The following is a 20370-nucleotide window of genomic DNA, read 5'->3' on the forward strand; positions in this document are numbered from 1 at the left end:
GGCAAGCAGCAGCCGAACCGCGAGCATTGGGCCATCCTCGATGCGTGCCGTGCCGGAGACGCCAATACGGCCATTAAGCTGCTTGAGGAGCACATCGTGCACACGCAAAAATCACTCGCGGCGGCCATGCGCCACGGATCCGGCCGCGTCGTTGCGACCTCGCGCTAGCTATCCGCCCTTGACCGCCCCCGCCGTCAGCCCGGCGACGATCTGCCGCTGGGCCAACACCGTCAGCAGCAGCACCGGGAAGGTCACGATCAGGGCTGCCGCCGCGAGCGGCCCCCAGCTCAACTGGTCGAACGAGATCATGTTGTAGACCGCCACAGGCAAGGTGCGCGTCTCGCGGCCCGCCAGCACGATGCCGAAGACGAAATTGTTCCAGGAAAAGATCACGGCCAGGATGAAGGCAACCGCGATGCCCGGCTTGGCGATCGGCAGCGCGACGTGGCGGAAGACCTGCCAACGCGTGGCGCCGTCGATCAGGGCTGCTTCTTCCAATTCCATCGGCGTCGTCTCGAAATAGCCGATCATGATCCAGATCACGATCGGCACCGTCACCACCAGATGGATGATGATCTGCGGAACCAGCGTGCCGAGCAGCCCGAGCCACTGGAACATGAGAAACAGCGGGATCAGATAGGACAATCCCGGCGTGATGCGGGCGATCAGGATCACGATCGCGGATTTGTGCGCGGCCATCCGCGCGATGCCATAGCCGGCGGGAACGCCGACGACGAGCGCAAGCAAGGTCGCGCTGCCGGTCACGATCAGGCTGTTGACGAAATAGGTCAGGAAGCGGTTGGAGGCGAGCACGTCGGTATAGTTCTTCCAGGCGAAACGCTCCGGGATGAACACCGGCGGGTAGGCGGCATTGTCGACCTCGAATTTGAGCGACAGCGACAACATCCAGAGGAAGAACAGGATGGCCGGCGACACGATGACGAACACCGAAAGCCACAGGCCGATCTTGCCGAGGATTTGACGGGGTGTCATGCGCCGCTCGCGATCTCGGTCCACACCATGCGCTGGCGGGCGTACAGCATCACCGCCGCAAGCAGGACGATCAGCAGGAAGAACACCACCGCGATCGCCGAGCCGTAGCCGAGGTCGTAATAGGTGAAGGCGACGCTGTAGAGATAGATGTTGATCGTCTCCGACGCCGAGCCCGGTCCGCCCTGAGTGATCGCGAAGATGATGTCGAAGCTTTTCACCGCGTCGATCATGCGGATCATGCCGGCGATGAACAGGAACGGCATGATCAGCGGCAGCGTGATGAAGCGGAACACCTGCCAGAAACTGGCGCCGTCGATCTGGGCGCTCTCATAAGGCTCGGCCGGGATCGCCGCGAGCCCGCCGAGCACGATCAGCATGACCAGGGGCGTCCACTGCCAGGTCTCCACCAGCACCAGCGAGGGAATGACGGTTGCGGGGTGAAAGACCCAGAGCTGCGGAGGTATCCCGACCAGCGACAACAGGTAATTCAGCACGCCGAGCTGCGGATGGAACATCATGGTCCAGACCAGCGCGATCGCGACCGGCGTCGCCATCATCGGCATGATGAAGACGCCGCGCAGGAAGCCGCGGCCGGCGAATTTCTGGTGAAACACCACGGCTGCGAGCGTGCCGAGCAGCAGTGGCAGCAGCACCGACAGCACGGTGTAGACCATGGTGTGGCCCACCGCCTCGAGGAATCGGGGATCGCTCGTCAGCCGCAGATAGTTGGAGAGCCCGACGAAGGTGGTCGCCGAGCCGACCTTCCACTCGTTCAGGCTCATCCAGATGGTGAAGACCCACGGGAAGATGATGATGGCGAGCACGACGACCAGCGCCGGCACCACGAACGGCCAGTAAGACGGTCGCCGCAATGGCTTCTCCGACGCGGTCCCGGTGGAAGCCGCGGCCGGAGTTGATTGTGTCAACGCACTCACGCCTTTTCGCTGCGCTCCAGGATCGGCCGGAATTGCTCGTGGGCCTTCTTCAGCTCTGCGGCCGGGTCGGCGCCTGCAAGGGTCGAGGTGACCGCGGCACCGACAAGATCGCGGAATTCGGCGACCGGAATGATCACCGGCAGGCCCAGCTTGCTGATCCTGGCGGAATCGATCACCGATTGCAGCCATTCCTTGGGCATCTTCACGCCGTTCTGGACCTCGGCATCGTTCAGGATCGAGTTGCGGAACGGTACGCCGCCGCCGGCTTGCAGCAGCCGGGCGCCCTGCTGCTTCGAGACCACCCATTGGCAAAGCAGATAGGCGGCTTCCTTGTTCTTGCTCGCCGCGGCGATGCCGATGCCATCACCATAGGTCGCTGAATATTGTCCCTTCGGGCCGGCCGGCACGACGGTGTAGCCGACCTTGCCGACCACGCGTGAGGCTGCCGGATCCTCCAGCGGGGGCGCCCAGCCGACGCCGTCGATCCACATCGCCGAACGTCCTTGCGTGAACGAGGCCATCGACTCCATCCAGTTGAAGCCGGCGACGCCGGGCGGAGCGACTTTCGTCAGCAATGTCTGATAGAGCTTGGTTGCCGCAATGGCCTCCGGACCGTCGGTCAGGATGTTGCCCCTCGCATCGAGGAATTCGCCGCCATAGTTGAGGAAGAAGTTGGTCCACAACGTCATGTTGGCGTTGCGCAGGCCGCGTCCGACGAAGCCGTAGGTGCCTTCCTTGGCATCGGTGAGCTTCTCGGCCGCCGCGACCATCTCGTCCAGCGTCTTGGGGACGGCGACGCCCTTCTTCTGGAACAGCTCCTTGTTGTAGTAGAGGATGAAATAGTCGACCGACCAGGGCAGCGACAGCATCTGGCCCTTGTCGTTCTTGCAGTATTGCAGGCCGGCGGCCGAGAAATCGCTCTCCACGAGATCGGGCGCGGTCAGCGTCGGGTCCTTCATGTAGGGCGTGAGGTCGGCGAGCCAGCCGCCTTTCTCGAATTGCCGTTTCTGCACGTGATAGCTGAGGTGGACGACGTCGAAGCTCGGCCGGCCCGAGGTGAGCTCGATCACGACCTTCTGGCGCTGCTGCTGCTCGGGAATCTGCTCCGACTCCACCTGGATGCCGGTGAGCTCGGTAAACTCCTTGACGTATTTTTGCAGGTTGTCGCCGCGCGGGCCCTTGGCGAGGATCACCTCCAGCTTGGTCCCGGCGTATTTCTTCCAGTTCACCTCCGCGCGCGCCGGAAATCCAGTGAGGCCAAGCGCGCCGGCCGCCGCGGTGCCGGCCAATAGTCTGCGGCGCGAAATCTGATGGTCAGCCACTGTATCCCTCCCGATGACTCGTTTTCTTTGGGAGGGATACTAGCGGCCGTGCCACGCCTGCCTAGTCCTATTCTGGCGGATCAAGGTCGCACCGCCGGCGTCTCCATCGGCAGGCCGCGCGCCCGCGACATCAGGTAGAGCTCGAGCGCGACCAGCTCAGGTGCGCCGTAATCATAGGCCTGGGCGCGGACGCCGGTCATGCAGCTGCGCAGCCGCCGCTCCAGCGATCCCAGCGTCTGCCATTCCAGGCGATAGAGCGGGTAGCCGGTCGGCTGTCCCTGCGTGATCGGCGCGCCGGCGAGGCGCTTGTCAAAGTTGTCGTCGTGGCAATTGGTGCAGGCAAGGTTGAGCTGGCCCTCGCGCTGCGTGAACAGGTTGCGGCCTTGCTCAACGAAGGGTTCTAGTTGCGGATCATCGCCGGCTGTGATCGGAACGCCACGTGACTGGTGGGCGACGAAGGCGGACAGCGCCAGCAGGTCGCGGCTCTCATAGGGCAGCGGCGTTGCCTGCTGATGGTTGGCGCGGCAGATGTTGATGCGCTGGTCGAGCGTGACGGGGCGGCTGAGCGACTTGTCGAAGGCGGGATAGCGCGCCGCGACGCCCTTCATGCTGCTCCGCGCCTCGCCGTGGCAGTCGGCGCAGGCCTTGTCGGCGCTGCCGGTCTTCTTCGCCCACAACGCCTCGCCATCGAGCACGAACAACATGCCCGGATTGGAGGTGTCGTCATCCTGCATCGCGCGCGTGTCGGGTCCCATGAAGGCATAGCCGGAACGGCGCGCATCGGACGGAATTTCGCCGGCGAGCAGGGCAGGGGCCGCGGCCAACAATGTCGCCGCCGCTATCGCGCGCCAAAACTTCATTCGACCGTGATCGATGCCGACGCCGTGGACGCGTAGCCGTTGTCGCCGATCCATTCGAACTCGAACCTGCCGCTCTCCTTCGCAACGGTGAAGAACGACAGGTATGGATTGGCCGCGATCGCCGGGAAGAGGTCGGCACGGAAGATCTCCGTGCCGTTGTAGCGGCACGTAAAACTCGTGATGATGTCGCGCGGCACGAGTTCGCCGGCAGCGGTGTGGCGAAAGCCGGTTTCCATGATGTGCGAGGTCAGCGTGCGGATCTCGATGATTTCGCCGCGCTTGGCCTTTGCCGGAACGTTGATCAGCGCGGCCATCAGTTCATCTCCTCGGTGCAGGCCGCCAGTGTCACGACGATTTCGGCGGCGGCCTGCCAGAACGTATCGTCGGACAGCCGCGCGATTGCGACCACTTTCTGGGTGTCGGCGAGCCGGATCCGGGTCGAGACCTGGGCGCGGCCGGAGGAGGGGCCGAGATGGAAATTGCCGATGTTCGGCTGCGGGTTCTTCTCGTTGAAGACGTGGATGCTCTTGACGTAGTCGTTCGCCGTCATCGGGCTCGCGACGCTCACCGTCATCGGCACCGTGTTGCCGTTCTCGACCAGCGGCGGGATGTCGAGCTTGACCCGGCCGGTGCGCACCGGAGCTTCGCCGATGACGTTACGGATCGCGGTGTTGAGCATCGCAGGCGTCGCCTCAAGCGGCCGCAGCGTGACGATCGGGATCGTCCCGGCGGCGGTAACGCCTCCGGCAAGGCTCAGGAATTGTCGTCGTGTGGTTCGCATGAACAGTCCTAGTCCCGGAGCGTTGCAAGATAGGCCACGATGTCCTCGATCTCTGCAGCCGACAATATCGGCTTGCCGGCGAAATTACGTCCGACACGGACCAGCCCGTCATTGCGATAATAGGACGGCATGATGGTCTGCGGGTTGTAGCGCGATGCATCGACCAGCCGCAGCCGCAACTGGCCCGCCGACCACCAGTTCCCGGTGCCGGTGAGATCGGGCGCGAGGTCACCCTGGAACCGCGCCTCCGGGAACGGCCCGGAATGGCAGAGGATGCAGGTCGTGGTGCGCGCCACCACCAGCGCGCGGCCGCGCGCGGGGTCGCCTGGCGCACCCGTGAGCGGCTCCGGGATGGTGTCACCGATGATTCTGTAGGGCACGAGCTCGTCGGCTCTTGCTCCGCTGGCCAAGACAACGGCGGCGATCAGCGCTGCGACATGGAGGGATGCTCTAGCCAAAGCTGTCCGCCGTGATGGTTTGAAACCAGCGCTCCGCCTCGGCCGCCTCGCGCGCACGCAGCTCGCGCGGTGCATCGACCGGGCTGGTCGCGCCGCCCTCGACCTCCGCGAAGATGTCGCCCTTGGGCTGGTAATTGCCGGCAAGCGAAAAGCCGTAACCGGGCGCGACGGTGGTGTAGCACACACCGCTCAGCCGCGGCATGTCCGGCGCACGGCCGGCAAGCAGACTGACGATCGCAGCGGCGCAGGCCGTGCCTTGCGCGCCGGCGGCTGATGCGGACTTGGGAATGCCGCCGCCGAGGCAGGCGTCGCCGATGACGTGAATGTTTTGCACGAGCTTCGATTCGAAAATCACGGGATCGATCGGGCACCAGCCGGTCGCATCCGCAGCGCCCGCGATCCCGGCGATGTGTCCGGCACGCTGCGGCGGGATGACATTGGCGACGTCGGGGGTGTAGTTGCCGAATTCGGTAACGATGGTCCCGGTCGAGGGGTCGACCGAAGTGACGCGGCCGCCTTGCGACAGCGCCACGCGCTCGATCATGTCGCCGTAGAGCTCCTTCCATGCCTTCTCGAACAGCCGCTGCTGGGAGAAATTGTCCTTGGCATCGAGGATCAACACCTTCGAGCGTGGCTTCTTCGTCTTCAGATAGTGCGCGATCAGGCTGGCGCGCTCGTAAGGTGCCGGCGGGCAGCGTGAGGGATTGGCGGGGATCGCGATCGCGACGAGGCCGCCATCCGCCATCGCCTCTAGCTGCTTGCGCAGCAATATTGTCTGCGCGCCGGCCTTCCAGGCGTGCGGCATTTTCTCCGACGCGGCGTCGTCGTAGCCGGGCAGCGCTTCGAAATGGAAGTCGATGCCGGGCGAGAGCACGAGGCGGTCGTAGGCAAGCGTGGTGCCGTCATCGACCGTCACGCTTCGCGTCTGCGCATCGATCCTGGTCGCCGCCCGGCTGACGATGGCGACGCCTTCGGAGGCGAGCTTGTCATAGCCGAACTGCTGCGCTTCGATCTCGCGCAGGCCCGCGATCACCTCGTTGCTGAAGGGGCAGGAGGTGAAGACCTTGTTCGGCTCGATCAGTGTGATCTGCAATGTCGCGCTGGCGCGTTTGAGTGCGCGAGCACAGGCCGCGCCGCCGAAGCCGCCGCCGATCACGACGACACGGCCCGCCGATTGCGCGCGCAGGATCGAAGGTACGGCGAGCGATGTGGCCGCGGCGGTGATGCCAAGGACGGCATTCCGCCGTGTCACCGGCGCATTCATGGGTCCCATCCGGAAAATGCCGCGGCGGCCGTTGTAACCGCCGCGGCCTTATCTTACGCGAAGGTGATGTTCTGGTCGCGCAGCGGCACCGAGCGGATGCGCTTGCCGGTGGCCGCAAAATAGGCGTTCAGCACCGCCGGCGCCGCGACGCCGATGGTCGGCTCGCCGACACCGCCCCAGAATCCGCCGCTTGGCACCATCACCGATTCCACCTTCGGCATCTCGTTGATGCGCATCGAATTGTAGGTGTCGAAGTTGGTTTGCTCGATGCGGCCGTCCTTGACGGTGCAGCCGCCGTAGAACAGCGCGGAGAGGCCATAGACGAAGGAGCCGGCGATCTGCCGCTCCACCTGCGCCGGATTGACGACGTATCCGGGATCGGTCGAGGCGACGATGCGATGCACCTTGATCTTGCTGCCGTCGGTCACCGAGATCTCGGCAGCACCAGCAACATAGCTGCCATAGCCCATCACCTGCGCGATGCCGCGATAGACGCCCTGCGGCGCCGGCGTGCTCCAGCCGATCTTCTCGGCCACGGCATTGAGCACCGCCAGATGCTTGGGGTGGTTGCCCATCAGCTTGCGGCGGAATTCGAGCGGGTCCTGGCCTGCGGCCTGGGCCAGCTCGTCCATGAAGCATTCCATGTAGATCGCGTTGTGATTGACGTTGACGCCGCGCCAGAAGCCGGGCGGAACGTGCGGGTTGCGCATCGCATGCTCGATCAGGAGGTTCGGCACCGAGTAGCCGAACGCGGCTTCGCCGGATTGGGCGACGCCCTGGAACGCGGCCGGATCCATGCCGTTCTGCAGCGCTTCGGGGCGGAGCGAGAACAGGATGGACTGCCCGGACAGACGGTAGTGCAGCGCGACCAGATTGTTGTTGGCATCGAACGCGCCGGTCATCTTGCACTGTGTGATCGGGTGATACCTGCCGTGCGCCATGTCCTCCTCGCGCGACCACACCAGCTTGATCGGTGTGCCCGGCATCTGCTTGGCGATCGCGACCGCCTGGCGGACATAGTCGGTCTGGCCGCGCCGGCCGAAGCCGCCGCCGGGCATCACCTTGTGCACGTCGCACTTCTCCGCCGGCAGACCCGAGGCCTCCAGCACCGCTGCGAAGGCCGCCTCGCCATTCTGTGTGCCGCACCAGACCTCGCATTTGTCCGCGGTGTAGAGCGCGGTGGCGTTCATCGGCTCCATCGTGGCGTGGTTCTGGTAGGGATAGCTGTAGACGGCCTCGATCTTCTTGGCGGCGCCGGCGATCGCCGCTTTGGCGTCGCCGTTCTTGTTGCCGACATAGGCCGGTTGCGCGTTGTCGAGGCCCTCAGCCAGCCATTTTGCAATCGACTCGCTCGAAACCTTGGCGTTGTCGCCCTCGTCCCAGACGATTGGCAACGCTTCCAGCGCGGTCTTGGCGTGCCACCAGGTGTCGGCAACAACCGCAACCGCGCTATCGCCGACCTTGACGACCTTCTTGACGCCCTTCATGCCGGCGATCTTGGCCTCGTCAAAGCTCTTCAGCTTGCCGCCGAACACCGGGCAGTCCTTGATCGCGGCGTTGAGCATGCCGGGCAGCTTGACGTCGATRCCGTAGATCATGCTGCCGGTGGTCTTGTCGGCGGTGTCGAGCCGCTTCACGCCCTTGCCGATCAGCTTCCAGTCCTTCGGGTCCTTCAGCGTGACGTCGGCCGGCGGCGTCAGCTTGGCCGCGGCCTCGGCGACCTTGCCATACGTCGTGGTTTTTCCCGATGGCGTGTGGGTGATGACGCTGTTGGCGACGGTGCATTCGGACGCCGGCACCTTCCATTGGTCGGCGGCGGCCTGGATCAGCATCACGCGCGCGGTGGCGCCGCCCTTGCGGACATAGTCCTGCGAGGAGCGGATGCCGCGGCTCCCGCCGGTCGAGAAATCGCCCCAGACGCGCTTGCGGGCGACGCTCTGGCCGGGTGTCGGATATTCGGTCGTGACCTTGGTCCAGTCGCATTCGAGTTCCTCGGCGACGAGCTGGGCGAGGCCGGTGAGCGAGCCCTGGCCCATCTCGGAGCGGGCGATGCGGATCACCACGGTGTCGTCGGGCCTGACCACGACCCAGGCGCCGATCTCGGGCGAGCCGTCGGCCGCGCGGACCACGGCGGGGCCGCCGAAGGGGATATCGAGGCCGATCACGAGGCCGGCGCCGAGTGCGGTGCTGCCTATGACGAAGGCACGGCGATTCATTCGGGGCGAAACATGCTTGTTCATGTGGCGGTTCCTTACGCGCTTGCGATCGTGTGGATCGCCTCACGCACCTGCTGGAAGGTGCCGCAGCGGCAGATATTGGTAATGGCCTCGTCGATGTCGGCGTCGGTCGGCTTCGGCTTCTCGTTCAGAAGCGCCGCCACCGCCATGATCATGCCGCTCTGGCAGTAGCCGCATTGCGGAACGTCCTGGGCGATCCAGGCTTCCTGCACCTTGTGCAGCGAATTGCCGGACGCCAGTCCCTCGATCGTGGTGATCTTCTTGCCCTCGGCCTCAGCGACCGAGATCCCGCAGGAGCGCATGGCGACACCGTCCATGTGAACGGTGCAGGCGCCGCATTGCGCGATGCCGCAGCCATATTTGGTGCCGGTCAGGCCGGCATTCTCGCGGATCGCCCAGAGCAGCGGCGTATCCGGCTCCACATCCAGTGTGAAGGTTTTTCCGTTGATTGTTAGATTTGCCATCGCAAGTCCCCTGATTGGCCCAATCCACCGATTAGACTCAGGCGCGCAATCTGTCCGGCAAACTGGAAACGTTCAAATCAACAGTCCGAGGGGTGTCCGCCAAAGATCCGCCAAAGAGACGGCGCGCGCGGGGAACAATGCCGGGTGCGCGGTGTTGCGGCGTTGTGAACGGCGGTGCATGGCCACAGCGTTTGGTTGTAGAGAAATGATTTGACTAATCCAGGGTATTGTACAACCTTTGCGCTAGATGGACCATTAGTCCATCCTAAGGGAGAAAGCGCCATGGGTCGCATCGTTACGATTGATCTCGAAAAAGTTCTTGCGTCAGGTAATGACCTCAAAGCGAAGTCGCCTGCTGGACTTACTTCCCACGCAGACCTGCTCGGCCTTGCGAGCGAAGTGAGCAAGGATCCGGTTTCCTATTTGAGCAGCGTCGGCGTTCAGCTCGACGACCAGACCGCGGCGATGCTGCGGACCAAGCTGGCCTCGCGCAGCGGCGGCGTCCAGGCCGGCACGATCCATATCGACATCCTCTGATCCGACATCGCAGATATCTCGTCGGCAGATCATGATGGCCGGCTGACCGGTACGCCGGACAGCCGGGATATGAGGTGGTCGGCCATGGCGCTCGGCGCACAATATTTATCCGATTTCCGCGCGGCCAGGGTGACGCCTACCAGTCTGGTTTTGAACGTCACCTTGAAATGCCCGCTCAAATGTTCGCACTGCTGCTTCTCATCCGACATGTTTCACGGCGGCCATCTCTCCGCCGCTGACGTTCATCGCTGTATTGGCCAGGCCGCGCAGATCCCGTCGATGGAGATCGTCCATTTCGTCGGCGGCGATCCGATGCTGCATGCGGACATCGTGGCTGACGCCGTGGCGTTGGCCGCGTCGCTGGGCCTGCGCGCCGGCATCACGACGAGTGCGTTCTGGGCCAAGTCGCCCGCGCGCGCGACGGCGGCCGTTCGCCAATTGCGGGCCGCCGGCCTCACCGAAATGACCTTGTCCTATGACGATCCCCATGCCGCGTTCGTGCCGCTGAGCTTCATTGCCAATGCGGTTGCCGCCGCGCGGGAGTGCGGCCTGCTGCTCCGGATCGCCGTGGTGGTCGAAAGCAGTTCGCGGATTACCGCCGCCAGCCTGCGCGCCGATCTGGGGCTCCAGGACGAGCCGGGGATCAACATCTATGAGACCGTCGCCAACTCGACCGGCCGCGGCGCGGACACGGATGAGGACACGCAGGCGGGGCGCGTTCGGCACGCCTCGGCCTATCGCGGACCCTGCGAGTCCGTTCTCCACACCGTCACGGTCGATCACGAGGGTGGCATCCGGCCCTGCTGCGGCGTGCTTCCGCACTACGAATCCCTGAAGGTCGGCCATATCGCGGAGGAGGGCATCGAAGCCGCCATGCGGGCTGCCGCCGACGACCCGCTCTACCGATGGATCAGGCTCGAGGGACCGGTCGCTATCCTGGCCGCCGTCACGGCCGACGATCCCGCGCCCATGCGCGCGGAGGATTTCGATGGGATCTGCACCGCCTGTGATCGCATCTTCCGCTCACCGGAGCTGCTGGCGCGGGTGCGGGAAGCCGCCGAGGCGCGGCGGCCCCAGATCGAGACCTGCGAGATCCTGCTGGACGGACCGCCCGCGCCTGCAACCGTCGTGGCCGCCCAATGAGCGTCGATGTCCTGTTCTGCTCGGCGCCGGTGATGTCCGTGGTGCGTCCGTCGGCGGCGCTTGGCCTGTTGCAGGCGCTGCTGCGGGAGAAGGGCATCAGCGCCGAGTCGCTCTATCTGAATCTGGTCTTCGCAGACCGCATCGGGCTCGATCTGAACGAGCAGCTTGCGGAGAAGCTGCCGAGCCACCTGCTGGCGGGCGACTGGCTGTTTGGCAATTGCCTGGGAACACGGCCCGACCGGCCGCAGGTGCAGCAGCACATAAGCGAGCTCGGCACCGCCATCGAGCGCAAGGGGCTGGCGCAGCTCTACGAGATTCGGCGCACCGTGATCCCGTCCTTTGTCGCGGAAGCAGCCGACCGCTTGCTCGAACGCAACCCCAGGATCATCGGCTTCACCTCGATGTTCGAGCAGACCGTCGCCTCGCTGGCGATCGCGGCCGCGGTCAAGGAGCGCGACCCGTCCGTCGTGATCTGCTTCGGCGGCGCCAATTGCCACGGGCCGATGGGCGCGGTGCTGCTGAAGAATTTTTCGCAGATCGACTATGTCTTCAATGGCGAAGCCGACACCGTGTTGGGTCCGTCCGTCGAGGCGATCCTGCGCGGCGAGCGGCCGGTCGATTTGCCGGGGTGCTTGTCCCGCGAGCGGCCTTGCGTCGGTGCGGCGGCCGGTCCGACCAGGATGGATGCGCTGCCCATCCCCGACTACGCCGACTATTTCGCGCAATTGCCCGGGTTGTCCGAAGCTGCGCGCGTCCGCCCCTCGATACCGTTCGAGTCGTCGCGCGGCTGCTGGTGGGGGCAGAAACATCACTGCACCTTCTGTGGCCTGAACGGCGCGGGCATGGCGTTCCGGGCCAAGTCGGCGCCGCGCGTGCTGGAGGAGATCGAGACGCTGCATGCGGCGTTCGGAATCGGACGGTTCGCCGCGACCGACAACATCCTCGGCATGTCCCACATCGACGGCGTGCTCGGAAAGCTCGCCGAACGTCCGTCGCACGCCTTTCGCTTTTTTTACGAGATCAAGGCCAACATGGACGAGGCGCAGCTGGAAACCCTGGCCCATGCGGGGACGGTCTGGTTGCAGCCCGGCATCGAGAGCCTGTCGGATCCGGTGTTGCATCTCATGCGCAAGGGCGTGAGCGCCTTGCTCAACCTGCGTCTGCTGCGCAATTGCCGTGAGCTCGGCGTCGGACTTGTCTGGTCGATCCTGTATGGATTCCCCGGCGAGCCGCGCGACGCTTACGACGCCGTCGCCGGAATGGTTCCGCTGCTCGAACATCTTCAGCCGCCGGTCGGCTGCGGCCGCATTCGTCTCGACCGGTTCAGCCCCAATTTCGAACGCGCTTCCGAGATCGGCTTTCGCAACGTCACGCCGATGCCGGCCTATGCTGCGATCTACGACGTCCCGGACGAGGATCTCGCCGATCTCGCTTATTTCTTCGAAGGCGAGGCGCCCGAAGCCGCGCGCGAACAGGATTTGACGGCGCTGAAGACCGCCAGCGCGACCTGGCGCTCCCGCTGGTTCGACCAGCCCTTTGCACCGCAGCTGACGATGACGGCCGCGGGAAGCGCTCATCTCATCAGCGACACGCGGGCCTGCGCGCGCCAGCCGTTCTATTGCCCGACACCGGTCGAGATCGCCGTGCTCAACCCGCTGCGCAATCCCTGCACGCGGCCGAACATCGTCGCGCAGCTGGCCGATCGTTTCGATGCCGCGTCGGTCGAGGCCGCAACGGATGCGCTCCTGATGCGGCGGTTTGCGATCGAGATCGACGGCAGGATGCTGTCGCTCGTCACCGAGGCCGGCCGTGAGATCTTCGACGCCGATGCCCGTGCCGAGTTTCCCCTCGGCTACGTCCTGCCGCGCGAGCAGCCGATCGTTCAGGAGGCGGCAGGCCCGCTGCACGCGGCCTTGACCGACTTCCACGGCGAACCGGTTGGCCTGGAACGGGTGCAGCCATGACCATCGAAGTCCGCCCGCTCGGCGACAAGTGCAACATCAAATGCCGCTACTGCTATCAGGAGGGTATCCGCACCGCCGGCAACGTGCCGACGCGCTACGATCTCGATGCGATCATCGCCACGCTGGACCGGCTGGCGGAGCCGTTCAGCCTGTTCGGCGGCGAGATCATGCTGACGCGCCGGCCGGATCTCGAGCGGTTGATGCAATTGGGATTCGACCGCCATGGTGGGGTCGGCATGCAGACCAACGGCACGCTGATCGAGGAGCGCGACATCGAGCTGTTCAGGAAATACCGGGTTCGCATCGGCATCTCGATCGACGGGCCGGGACCGCTCAACGACGCCCGCTGGGCCGGCAGCCTGCCGGCGACGCGGCGCGCGACTGCGCGGATCGAGGCGGCGATCGAGACGCTGTGCCGGGAGGGCATGCCGCCGAACGTGATCGTGACGTTGAACCGGATGAACGCGGCGCCGGAGCGGCTGGGCGTCCTCTGCGAGTGGATCCGGTTTCTGGGCGGGCTCGGTGTGCGCAGGCTGCGCCTGCATCTCCTGGAGCAGGACGAGACCGAGGGCGGCGAAGGATTGCCGCTCAGCGCGCAGGAGAACCTCGCGGCCCTGCGGCGGCTGCGCCGGCTCGAACAGGAATTGGCGTCGGTTCGCTTCGACATCTTCGCCGAGATGGCCGCGATGCTGACGGGGAACGACGCCGAGACCTCGTGCGTGTTCCATGCCTGCGATCCCTATGCCACCCGCGCCGTGGTGGGGGTCGAGAGCGACGGCCGGCTCGGCAATTGCGGCCGCACCAACAAGGATGGCGTGACCCATATGCGCGCCGGCCGCGAGGCATTCGAGCGCCAGCTCTCGCTTTACCGCACGCCGCAGGCCAATGGCGGATGCGAGGGGTGTCGCTTCTTCCTGGCCTGCAAGGGCAATTGTCCGGGCACGGCGATCGGAGGCGACTGGCGGATGCGCTCGGTCGATTGTCCGGTCTGGTTCGGCCTGTTCGAGGACATCGAGACCGAGCTTCAGGCCAAGGGGGACGTCGTGATCAGCCGGTCGGAGAGCCGGCCCGATCTCGAAGCGAAGATGATCGCCGCCTGGTCGATCGGCGACAATCCCACCCTGCATTCGCTGATCCAGCAGGCGGGACCATCATGACGTCGGCGTGGCTGACATGTTGGTTGACTTGGCCCCGTCCTCCGCTGGCGGCTGCGCCGCGGGAGCCGGTGCTCGCCAAGGCGGCCGCGCAGCGCATCAGCTTCAGCGGCCCGCAGGCGCGCGCGCTCTGGCAGCCGCGCCTGGAACGTCTCAGGCATGCGGCGATCGCGATCGAACTGGAGATGGTGCGCCGCGAGCGGATTCCGGCCACGCTGGTATGGACCGGCTATGATGGCGTCGATGCCTTGACGGAGAGAGCACGCGCGAGCGGCCTCGAAGCGAAGCCGATCAAGGCCGCGCTCGGATATGCCGCCGACTGGCCCGCCGAGGCGTCGGTCGACGAACCGAAGCGGCTGCTCGACTACGCGTTCCTGATCGGCAAGCCGCCGCTCGATGCCTCGATCGCGGAGCCGGCGGCGGATGGCCTGGAGCAGGCGGCAATGCGGTTTGGCTATCCGCCGTGCTGCGCAAAATCCTGGGCGGACCATCTCCAGCGCGGCGGCAGCGATCCGTTGGCCAGCATGCTCGCGCGCGACGGCATGGCGGCCATGCATGCCCATGCCGCGCTCGCGGTTCTGGGGCTTGGGCCGGTGAGGCACGCGCCTTGTTCCGCTGATTGCTCCGCCACTCACGATCATTCGCGCCAATACATCGACGTCGGCCGCGCCTTGGGATTCGCCGAGGAGATGGGCTGGCTCGAAGCGATGGCGGATTGGGCGGTCAACGCTTCGCTGGTCAACGGTGTTGCCGAAATCACGACGGGCGCATTTCGCTGCACGTGGCTGTCTCACGAGAGCGGACCGCCGCATCGAGAGCCTGGTCGCGGCGCCGCGCGCCCGGCGAAACCGGAGGCCGCAACGGTCAAGCCCGCGGATGGCGCCGCCATCCTCGCGGAGATCGGCACGGGATTTGAAGCGGCGGGGTTCGAAAGTCCGTTCGCGATGCGCTCGCGCTTCAGCACCGTCGTCTGGGAGCAGACCGGCACGCTCCGCCGCGCGGGATCGGCCGTGCACGTCGGATGCGGCGATGGCTTGCTGCTGGAGCTGATCGCGCAGACCAGGCCAAGGATGAGACTCTACGGCACCGAGGAAGATGCCGCGGCAGCGGAGGCCGCGCGCCGACGTCTGGATTCGTCATTGCCGGTGCTCGGAGGGACCAGCATCGAGGCGCTTGCTGCCCTGTTGCGTCTCGCGCCTGATGGCGTCGACCTTGCTTTCATCGATCCGGAACGGCTTGCGGCCAGCGGTCGCGAGGCGCTGGCCGTCGTCCGTGCGGTCGCGCGAACGGTGATCGTGATCGGCACCGACCGCTCGCTGCGCCGGTTCAAGGACATCGACACGCTTGCCGCGACGATGGGGCGTGCCTTGCTGCCCGGGCGGGTCGGGCGGGTCTCCGCGGCCCTCTCGCCGACGAATGATTGCCGACACTGACCCGTTCGAAGGAGATCGCCATGGATGCGACGTCGATTGACTGGGAACGCACGGCCCGGCCGCAGGCCGATGGGTACGACACCGCCGTCGCCCTCGGATTGATCGAAACCGAGCCGACGCCCTGGCGGCCGCTGCCTCCCCGGCGGCCTTCGACGAACGGTGCGCCGACCATTGCGGAGGGCAGGGTTGCCTTGCGCACCGAGGATCCATTGCTGCCCGGGCCGCGGTTCGTCCCCGATGCGCAAGCCGTCGCGGCAATGGAGCAGGCGCTTGGCTACGTCCGCCGCTGGCCGCTCGCTGCAAGACAGTGGCCGGACATCGTGCACACCATCCAGTGCTATCACGACACCGAACAGCCGACCGACGGACCCGGCCGTCTCGGCTCGGCCAGCCACTCGGTCGACGCGCGCTTTGGCGTCATCGGCCTCACGGTCAATTGCCCGCTCGCGACCGCGCAGGCGATCGTTCATGAAATGGCCCATCACAAGCTGAGGGCGTTTGGCGTCGCCAACGAGAATGCGATCCGGATCATCAGCAATCCGCAAGACGAGCTCTATCCCAGTCCGATCGTGGTCGACCGGCCGCGTCCGATGACGGCCGTCCTGCATGCGCAATATTCGTTCATCCACGTCACCCAGCTCGACGTGCATATGCTCGAGCAGGAAGACGATCCGCAGGTCCGCAGCGACATCCGCGCGCTGCTGGCGCGCAATGCCTCGCGGATGGAGACGGGATTCGAGACATTGAGGCAGCACGCACGCACCGATGCGCCGGGCCGTGAATTCCTGGGTGCATTCTTCGCGTGGTGCAGCGATGTCCTGGCGAGCAGCCGCAAGCTGCTTGCGAGCGAGCGCGGCTGACGGCGCTGGGTCGCGCCCGTCGTCCGGCCGTCAGGCGCCGATTCCTGCCCAAGCGGCCGCTTACCCCTCCCTGAACGCCAATTCACGGCTCGGGACGACGATCCGGCTGTAAACGCCGGTTCCAGGCCTCGATCACTGCTGCGTTGCGGCGACAGTTTGTCCCTTTTGCTGGGGTGCAAGACGAAGATGCTCTGCTACACTGCGGCGAAGCCAAAGGAGTTCCATGAACGTGCCGAGCCCCTGTAACGTGCTGATGCTCTATCCGCTTTTCACTGCGGAGTCCTTCTGGAGCTTTGGCGAATCCTGCGAACTGATGGGCGTGAAGCGCCCCGCTGCCCCCCTTGGGCTGATCACCGTTGCCGCGATGCTGCCCAAGAGCTGGACGGTACGGCTGATCGACTGCAATACGGCGCCGCTCGGGGACGAGGATCTCGCCTGGGCCGACGTGGTCTTCACCGGCGGAATGATGCCGCAGCAGGCCGACACGCTGCGCCTGATCGAACTGTGCCGCGCGGCGGGCAAGCCGGTGGTGGTCGGCGGTCCCGATCCGACGTCCAGCCCGCACGTCTACGAAAGCGCCGACTTCCGGGTGCTCGGCGAGGCCGAAAGCGTCATCGACGAATTCATCGCGGCCTGGGACAGCGGCGCACGCTCCGGCACCTTCAGCGCGCCGAAATTCCAGGCCGATGTCACCACGACGCCGGTGCCGCGTTTCGACCTGCTGAAGTTCGAGGACTATCTCTATCTCGGTGTGCAGTATTCGCGCGGCTGTCCGTTCACCTGCGAGTTCTGCGACATCATCGAGCTCTACGGACGCGTGCCGCGGACCAAGACCAACGCGCAGATGCTGGTCGAGCTCGACAGGCTCTACGCCATGGGCTACCGCGGCCATCTCGACTTCGTCGACGATAATTTCATCGGCAACAAGAAGTCGCTCAGGCTGTTTCTTCCCCAGCTGGCCGAATGGCAGCGCGCCCACGGCTATCCCTTCGAATTGTCGACCGAGGCATCGGTCAATCTGGCCGACGATCCCGAGCTCCTGGACCTGATGGGGGCGGCCAATTTCTTCGCCATCTTCGTCGGCATCGAAAGTCCGGATCCGGCGACGCTGGTCGCGATGCGGAAGAAGCAGAACACGCGGCGCAACATCGCCGAGAGCATCCACAAGATCTACGCCGCCGGCATGCTCGTCACCGCTGGCTTCATCGTGGGCTTCGACAACGAGAAGCTGTCGATGGCGGATGCCATGGTCGACTTCATCGAGGAAGCCGCCATTCCGGTCGCCATGGTCGGCCTGCTCTATGCCTTGCCGAACACGCAGCTGACGCGCCGCCTCGCCAAGGAAGGCCGGCTGCATCCGGACCACGATCTGGCACCGAGCAGCGGCGACCAGTGCATGGGCGGAATCAACTTCGATCCGGTGCGCCCGTTGCGCGACATTTTGACGGACTACAGGACGGTGCTGGAGCGCGTCTACAGCCCGGCGGCCTATGCGAACCGCGTCGATCGCTTGATGACGCTGCTCGACCGGTCCAGGCAACGCCACGAATTGGTCGAGGGCGACATCCGCGCCAGGATCGGGGCAATGGAGACCGTGCACCGGGTGGTCACCGCCCTTCCCGAGGCGCGCGGACCGCTCTGGCAAACGTTCATGAACTGCGCCAAGCGCGATACGTCATCGGCGCGGATCGCGGTGCAGATGATCGCGGCCTACGCGCATCTCGGACCGTTCTCGCGCAAGGTCATCGATGCCATCGATGCGCGTTTGGCCGGTCTGGACGATCAAACGGTGATCCCGGCGGTGACTGCCGATGCGGCAGCCGCCCGGCACCTGGCTTGATCGGACGGGCCTACTTCACCGCCAGCCGCAAAAAGCTCATCAGGCTGCCGACCGCGGCAAAGCCCGCGCCGAGCGACAGCGCCACGGTGGCGCCGTTGTGACCCGCGAGTGAGAAGCAGGCCGCAGCAAGCGCCGCGCCCGTAGTCTGCCCCGTCAGGCGTGCGGTCGCGACGATGCCCGAGGCGCTGCCGCTGCGGTGCGGCGGCGCACTTCCCATCACCGCCTTCATGTTCGGCGCCTGGAAAAAGCCAAAACCCATGCCGCAGATCGCCATCCGCCAGATGATGTCGGGAATGCCGGGATTGTTCGGAAGCAGGGCCAGCAGCGCCATGCCTATGCCGAGCAGCACGAGCCCGATGCCGCCCAAAAGGCCGACCGCGTGGCGGTCGGACAGGCGGCCCGCGATCGGCGCCATGATCCCGACCACCAGCGGCCACGGCGTCATGAAGAAGCCGGTCTCGACCTGGGAGCGGCCGAGCACATCCTCGAAATAGAACGGCAGCGCGACGAAGGCGAGGCCTTGCACGACAAAGGAGCAGACCGCGGTCGCCGCCGACAGCGCGAACATCGGCCGGCTGAACAGGTCGATCGGCAGCATCGGCGCGGGATGGTCGGCGTGACGGCGCGTCAGGATGAAGCCGAGCGCCAGCGCGGTGACCAGCTCGATGCCCACGACGACAGGCGACAGATTGTGCGCGGCGCTGCCGATACCGGTGATGAACAGGCCGAGACAGGCAGACGCCAGGATCGCGCCGAGAAAATCAAAACCGTGATCCGCCCGCGGCGTCTTCGGCAGCATCGCAAAGCCGATGCCGATTGCGACGAGGCCGAAGGGAATGTTGACCGCGAACAACCAGGGCCATGGGCCGACGGCCAGGATGGCGGAGGCGATCGACGGCCCGATGGTGAAGGCGGTCGCGACCACGAGCGCGTTGTGGCCGAAGCCGCGGCCCTGCATCCGGCCGGGATAGACGAAGCGCACCAGCGCGGTGTTGACGCTCATGATGCCGCTCGCGCCCAATCCTTGCAGCGTTCGCGCGACGAGCAGGCTGTCCAGCGACCAGGCGACCGCGCAGAGCAGCGAGGCGACGGTGAACAGGACCAGGCCGCCGAGATAGATGCGCTGGTGGCCGACGATCTCGCCAAGCGCGCCGAGCGGCAGCAGCGTCGCCACCAGCGCGATCTGATAGACATTGACGACCCAGACCGACTGCTCCGGGCTGACATGCAGATCGGCGGCAATGGCGGGCAGCGCGATGTTGGCGATCGCAGTGTCGAGCGAAGCCATCGCCAGCGCGGTGAAGATCGCGGCGATCGCCCAGCGCCGCCGTTCGGCGGGCAGGCCATCGGCAACGGCATGATCGGGCTCGCGCGCAGCGGCAGGTAACGTGATTGTCATTGCCTGCGCGTTCTCCGACAGCGGGGCTCAAATGGTCTTTCCCGCATGTACTACGGGCAGGGCGGCTTCCACAGGCATACGCTTGCATGCTGTGTATGCGCCAAGGTCAGGCGATGACGCTGCGCCCTGGCGTATGATCGCCCCGGCAGCCGCAATGTCAGGGGATCATCATGCATATCGTCGTTCTGCCCGGGGATGGCATCGGACCCGAGATCACGGCCGCGGCATCGGGCGTGCTGCGCGCGGCCTCCGAGCGCTTCCAGCTCAATCTGCGGCTGGAGGAGCATGCCGTCGGACATGCGAGCCTGAAACAGTTCGGCACCACGGTGCGGCCCGAACTGCTCGATATGGTGCGCGCGGCCGACGGCCTCGTCCTGGGGCCGACCGCGACCTTCGACTTCAAGGACGAGGCGCATGGCGAGATCAATCCGTCGCGCCATTTCCGCAAATCCCTCGACCTCTACGCCAATGTCAGGCCCGCGCGCACCTATGCAGGGCGGCCCGGCCGGCTCGGCGACTTCGATCTCGTCGTGGTGCGCGAGAACACGGAGGGATTCTACGCCGACCGCAACATGGAGCAGGGCAATGGCGAGATGCTGGTCACGCCTGATGTCGTGATCTCGCTGCGCCGGATCACGCGCCTGTGCTGCGAGCGCATTGCGCATGCCGCCTGCCGGCTGGCGATGAAGCGGCGCAAGCATCTCACCATCGTGCACAAGGCCAATG

General features: G+C 65.7%; 19 protein-coding genes. 8 read left to right on the forward strand and 11 right to left on the reverse strand.

Annotated features, from left to right (window positions below; genetic code table 11):
- Positions 1-168 precede the first annotated feature (168 nt).
- The 10 genes from ACXJL8_RS09670 to ACXJL8_RS09715 form a co-directional block, all read right to left on the reverse strand.
- Positions 169-993 carry a carbohydrate ABC transporter permease gene (locus ACXJL8_RS09670; protein WP_456621347.1) on the reverse strand — a complete coding sequence of 275 codons (825 nt, stop codon included), beginning with the start codon at positions 991-993 and terminating at the stop codon, positions 169-171.
- On the reverse strand, positions 990-1928 hold the full coding sequence (locus ACXJL8_RS09675; protein ID WP_456621348.1) for a carbohydrate ABC transporter permease: 939 nt from the start codon (positions 1926-1928) through the stop codon (positions 990-992). Before ACXJL8_RS09675 ends, ACXJL8_RS09670 begins: the two co-directional genes overlap by 4 nt.
- Positions 1925-3250, reverse strand: a complete 1326-nt coding sequence (locus tag ACXJL8_RS09680) for an ABC transporter substrate-binding protein (protein WP_456621349.1) — start codon at positions 3248-3250, stop codon at positions 1925-1927. Before ACXJL8_RS09680 ends, ACXJL8_RS09675 begins: the two co-directional genes overlap by 4 nt.
- An 80-nt stretch (positions 3251-3330) precedes the next feature.
- Positions 3331-4110, reverse strand: coding sequence for a sulfur oxidation c-type cytochrome SoxA (gene soxA, locus ACXJL8_RS09685; RefSeq protein ID WP_456621350.1), 780 nt, complete (start codon positions 4108-4110; stop codon positions 3331-3333).
- Positions 4107-4424 carry a thiosulfate oxidation carrier complex protein SoxZ gene (soxZ, locus tag ACXJL8_RS09690; RefSeq protein WP_456621351.1) on the reverse strand — a complete coding sequence of 106 codons (318 nt, stop codon included), beginning with the start codon at positions 4422-4424 and terminating at the stop codon, positions 4107-4109. The genes soxA and soxZ overlap by 4 nt, the downstream gene beginning before the upstream one ends.
- Positions 4424-4891: a SoxY-related AACIE arm protein gene (locus ACXJL8_RS09695; protein ID WP_456621352.1), complete on the reverse strand. Its 468-nt coding sequence runs from the start codon at positions 4889-4891 to the stop codon at positions 4424-4426. Before ACXJL8_RS09695 ends, soxZ begins: the two co-directional genes overlap by 1 nt.
- 8 nt (positions 4892-4899) lie before the next feature.
- Positions 4900-5349, reverse strand: a complete 450-nt coding sequence (gene soxX / locus ACXJL8_RS09700; protein WP_456621353.1) for a sulfur oxidation c-type cytochrome SoxX — start codon at positions 5347-5349, stop codon at positions 4900-4902.
- Entirely contained in the window at positions 5342-6613 is a 1272-nt protein-coding gene (locus ACXJL8_RS09705) for an FCSD flavin-binding domain-containing protein (protein ID WP_456621354.1), read from the reverse strand. The genes soxX and ACXJL8_RS09705 overlap by 8 nt, the downstream gene beginning before the upstream one ends.
- A gap of 53 nt (positions 6614-6666) precedes the next feature.
- Positions 6667-8853, reverse strand: coding sequence for a molybdopterin cofactor-binding domain-containing protein (locus ACXJL8_RS09710; RefSeq protein ID WP_456621355.1), 2187 nt, complete (start codon positions 8851-8853; stop codon positions 6667-6669).
- Between the two features lie 11 nt (positions 8854-8864).
- Positions 8865-9314 (reverse strand): (2Fe-2S)-binding protein, encoded by a 450-nt coding sequence (locus ACXJL8_RS09715; RefSeq protein WP_456621356.1) that lies wholly within the window; start codon positions 9312-9314, stop codon positions 8865-8867.
- A gap of 282 nt (positions 9315-9596) precedes the next feature.
- On the opposite strand from ACXJL8_RS09715, the gene ACXJL8_RS09720 reads away from it, so the two are divergent.
- The 7 genes from ACXJL8_RS09720 (at position 9597) to ACXJL8_RS09750 (ending at position 18245) form a co-directional block, all read left to right on the forward strand.
- The gene (locus ACXJL8_RS09720) at positions 9597-9851 is read left to right on the forward strand and encodes a hypothetical protein (protein WP_456621357.1); all 255 of its coding nucleotides are present in this window, start codon (positions 9597-9599) and stop codon (positions 9849-9851) included.
- Positions 9852-10058: 207 nt separating this feature from the next.
- A complete protein-coding gene (locus ACXJL8_RS09725; RefSeq protein ID WP_456621436.1) occupies positions 10059-10994 on the forward strand; it encodes a radical SAM superfamily enzyme in 936 nt (311 codons plus the stop codon).
- Positions 10991-12958, forward strand: a complete 1968-nt coding sequence (locus tag ACXJL8_RS09730) for a RiPP maturation radical SAM C-methyltransferase (RefSeq protein WP_456621358.1) — start codon at positions 10991-10993, stop codon at positions 12956-12958. The genes ACXJL8_RS09725 and ACXJL8_RS09730 overlap by 4 nt, the downstream gene beginning before the upstream one ends.
- Positions 12955-14115: a radical SAM protein gene (locus ACXJL8_RS09735; RefSeq protein WP_456621359.1), complete on the forward strand. Its 1161-nt coding sequence runs from the start codon at positions 12955-12957 to the stop codon at positions 14113-14115. The genes ACXJL8_RS09730 and ACXJL8_RS09735 overlap by 4 nt, the downstream gene beginning before the upstream one ends.
- A gap of 23 nt (positions 14116-14138) precedes the next feature.
- Positions 14139-15545 (forward strand): hypothetical protein, encoded by a 1407-nt coding sequence (locus ACXJL8_RS09740; RefSeq protein ID WP_456621360.1) that lies wholly within the window; start codon positions 14139-14141, stop codon positions 15543-15545.
- A gap of 20 nt (positions 15546-15565) precedes the next feature.
- Complete coding sequence (locus ACXJL8_RS09745) at positions 15566-16405, forward strand: aKG-HExxH-type peptide beta-hydroxylase (RefSeq protein WP_456621361.1); 840 nt, start codon at positions 15566-15568, stop codon at positions 16403-16405.
- Between the two features lie 223 nt (positions 16406-16628).
- Positions 16629-18245 carry a B12-binding domain-containing radical SAM protein gene (locus tag ACXJL8_RS09750; RefSeq protein WP_456621362.1) on the forward strand — a complete coding sequence of 539 codons (1617 nt, stop codon included), beginning with the start codon at positions 16629-16631 and terminating at the stop codon, positions 18243-18245.
- Positions 18246-18255: 10 nt separating this feature from the next.
- On the opposite strand, the gene ACXJL8_RS09755 is transcribed toward ACXJL8_RS09750, so the two are convergent.
- Positions 18256-19644, reverse strand: coding sequence for an MFS transporter (locus ACXJL8_RS09755; protein WP_456621363.1), 1389 nt, complete (start codon positions 19642-19644; stop codon positions 18256-18258).
- 170 nt (positions 19645-19814) lie between these two features.
- Between ACXJL8_RS09755 and ACXJL8_RS09760 the strand changes: the two genes are divergently transcribed.
- The coding region (locus tag ACXJL8_RS09760) for an isocitrate/isopropylmalate family dehydrogenase (protein WP_456684931.1) at positions 19815-20370 on the forward strand (556 nt) is incomplete at its 3' end.

The organism is Bradyrhizobium sp. P5_C11_2 (assembly GCF_054049755.1).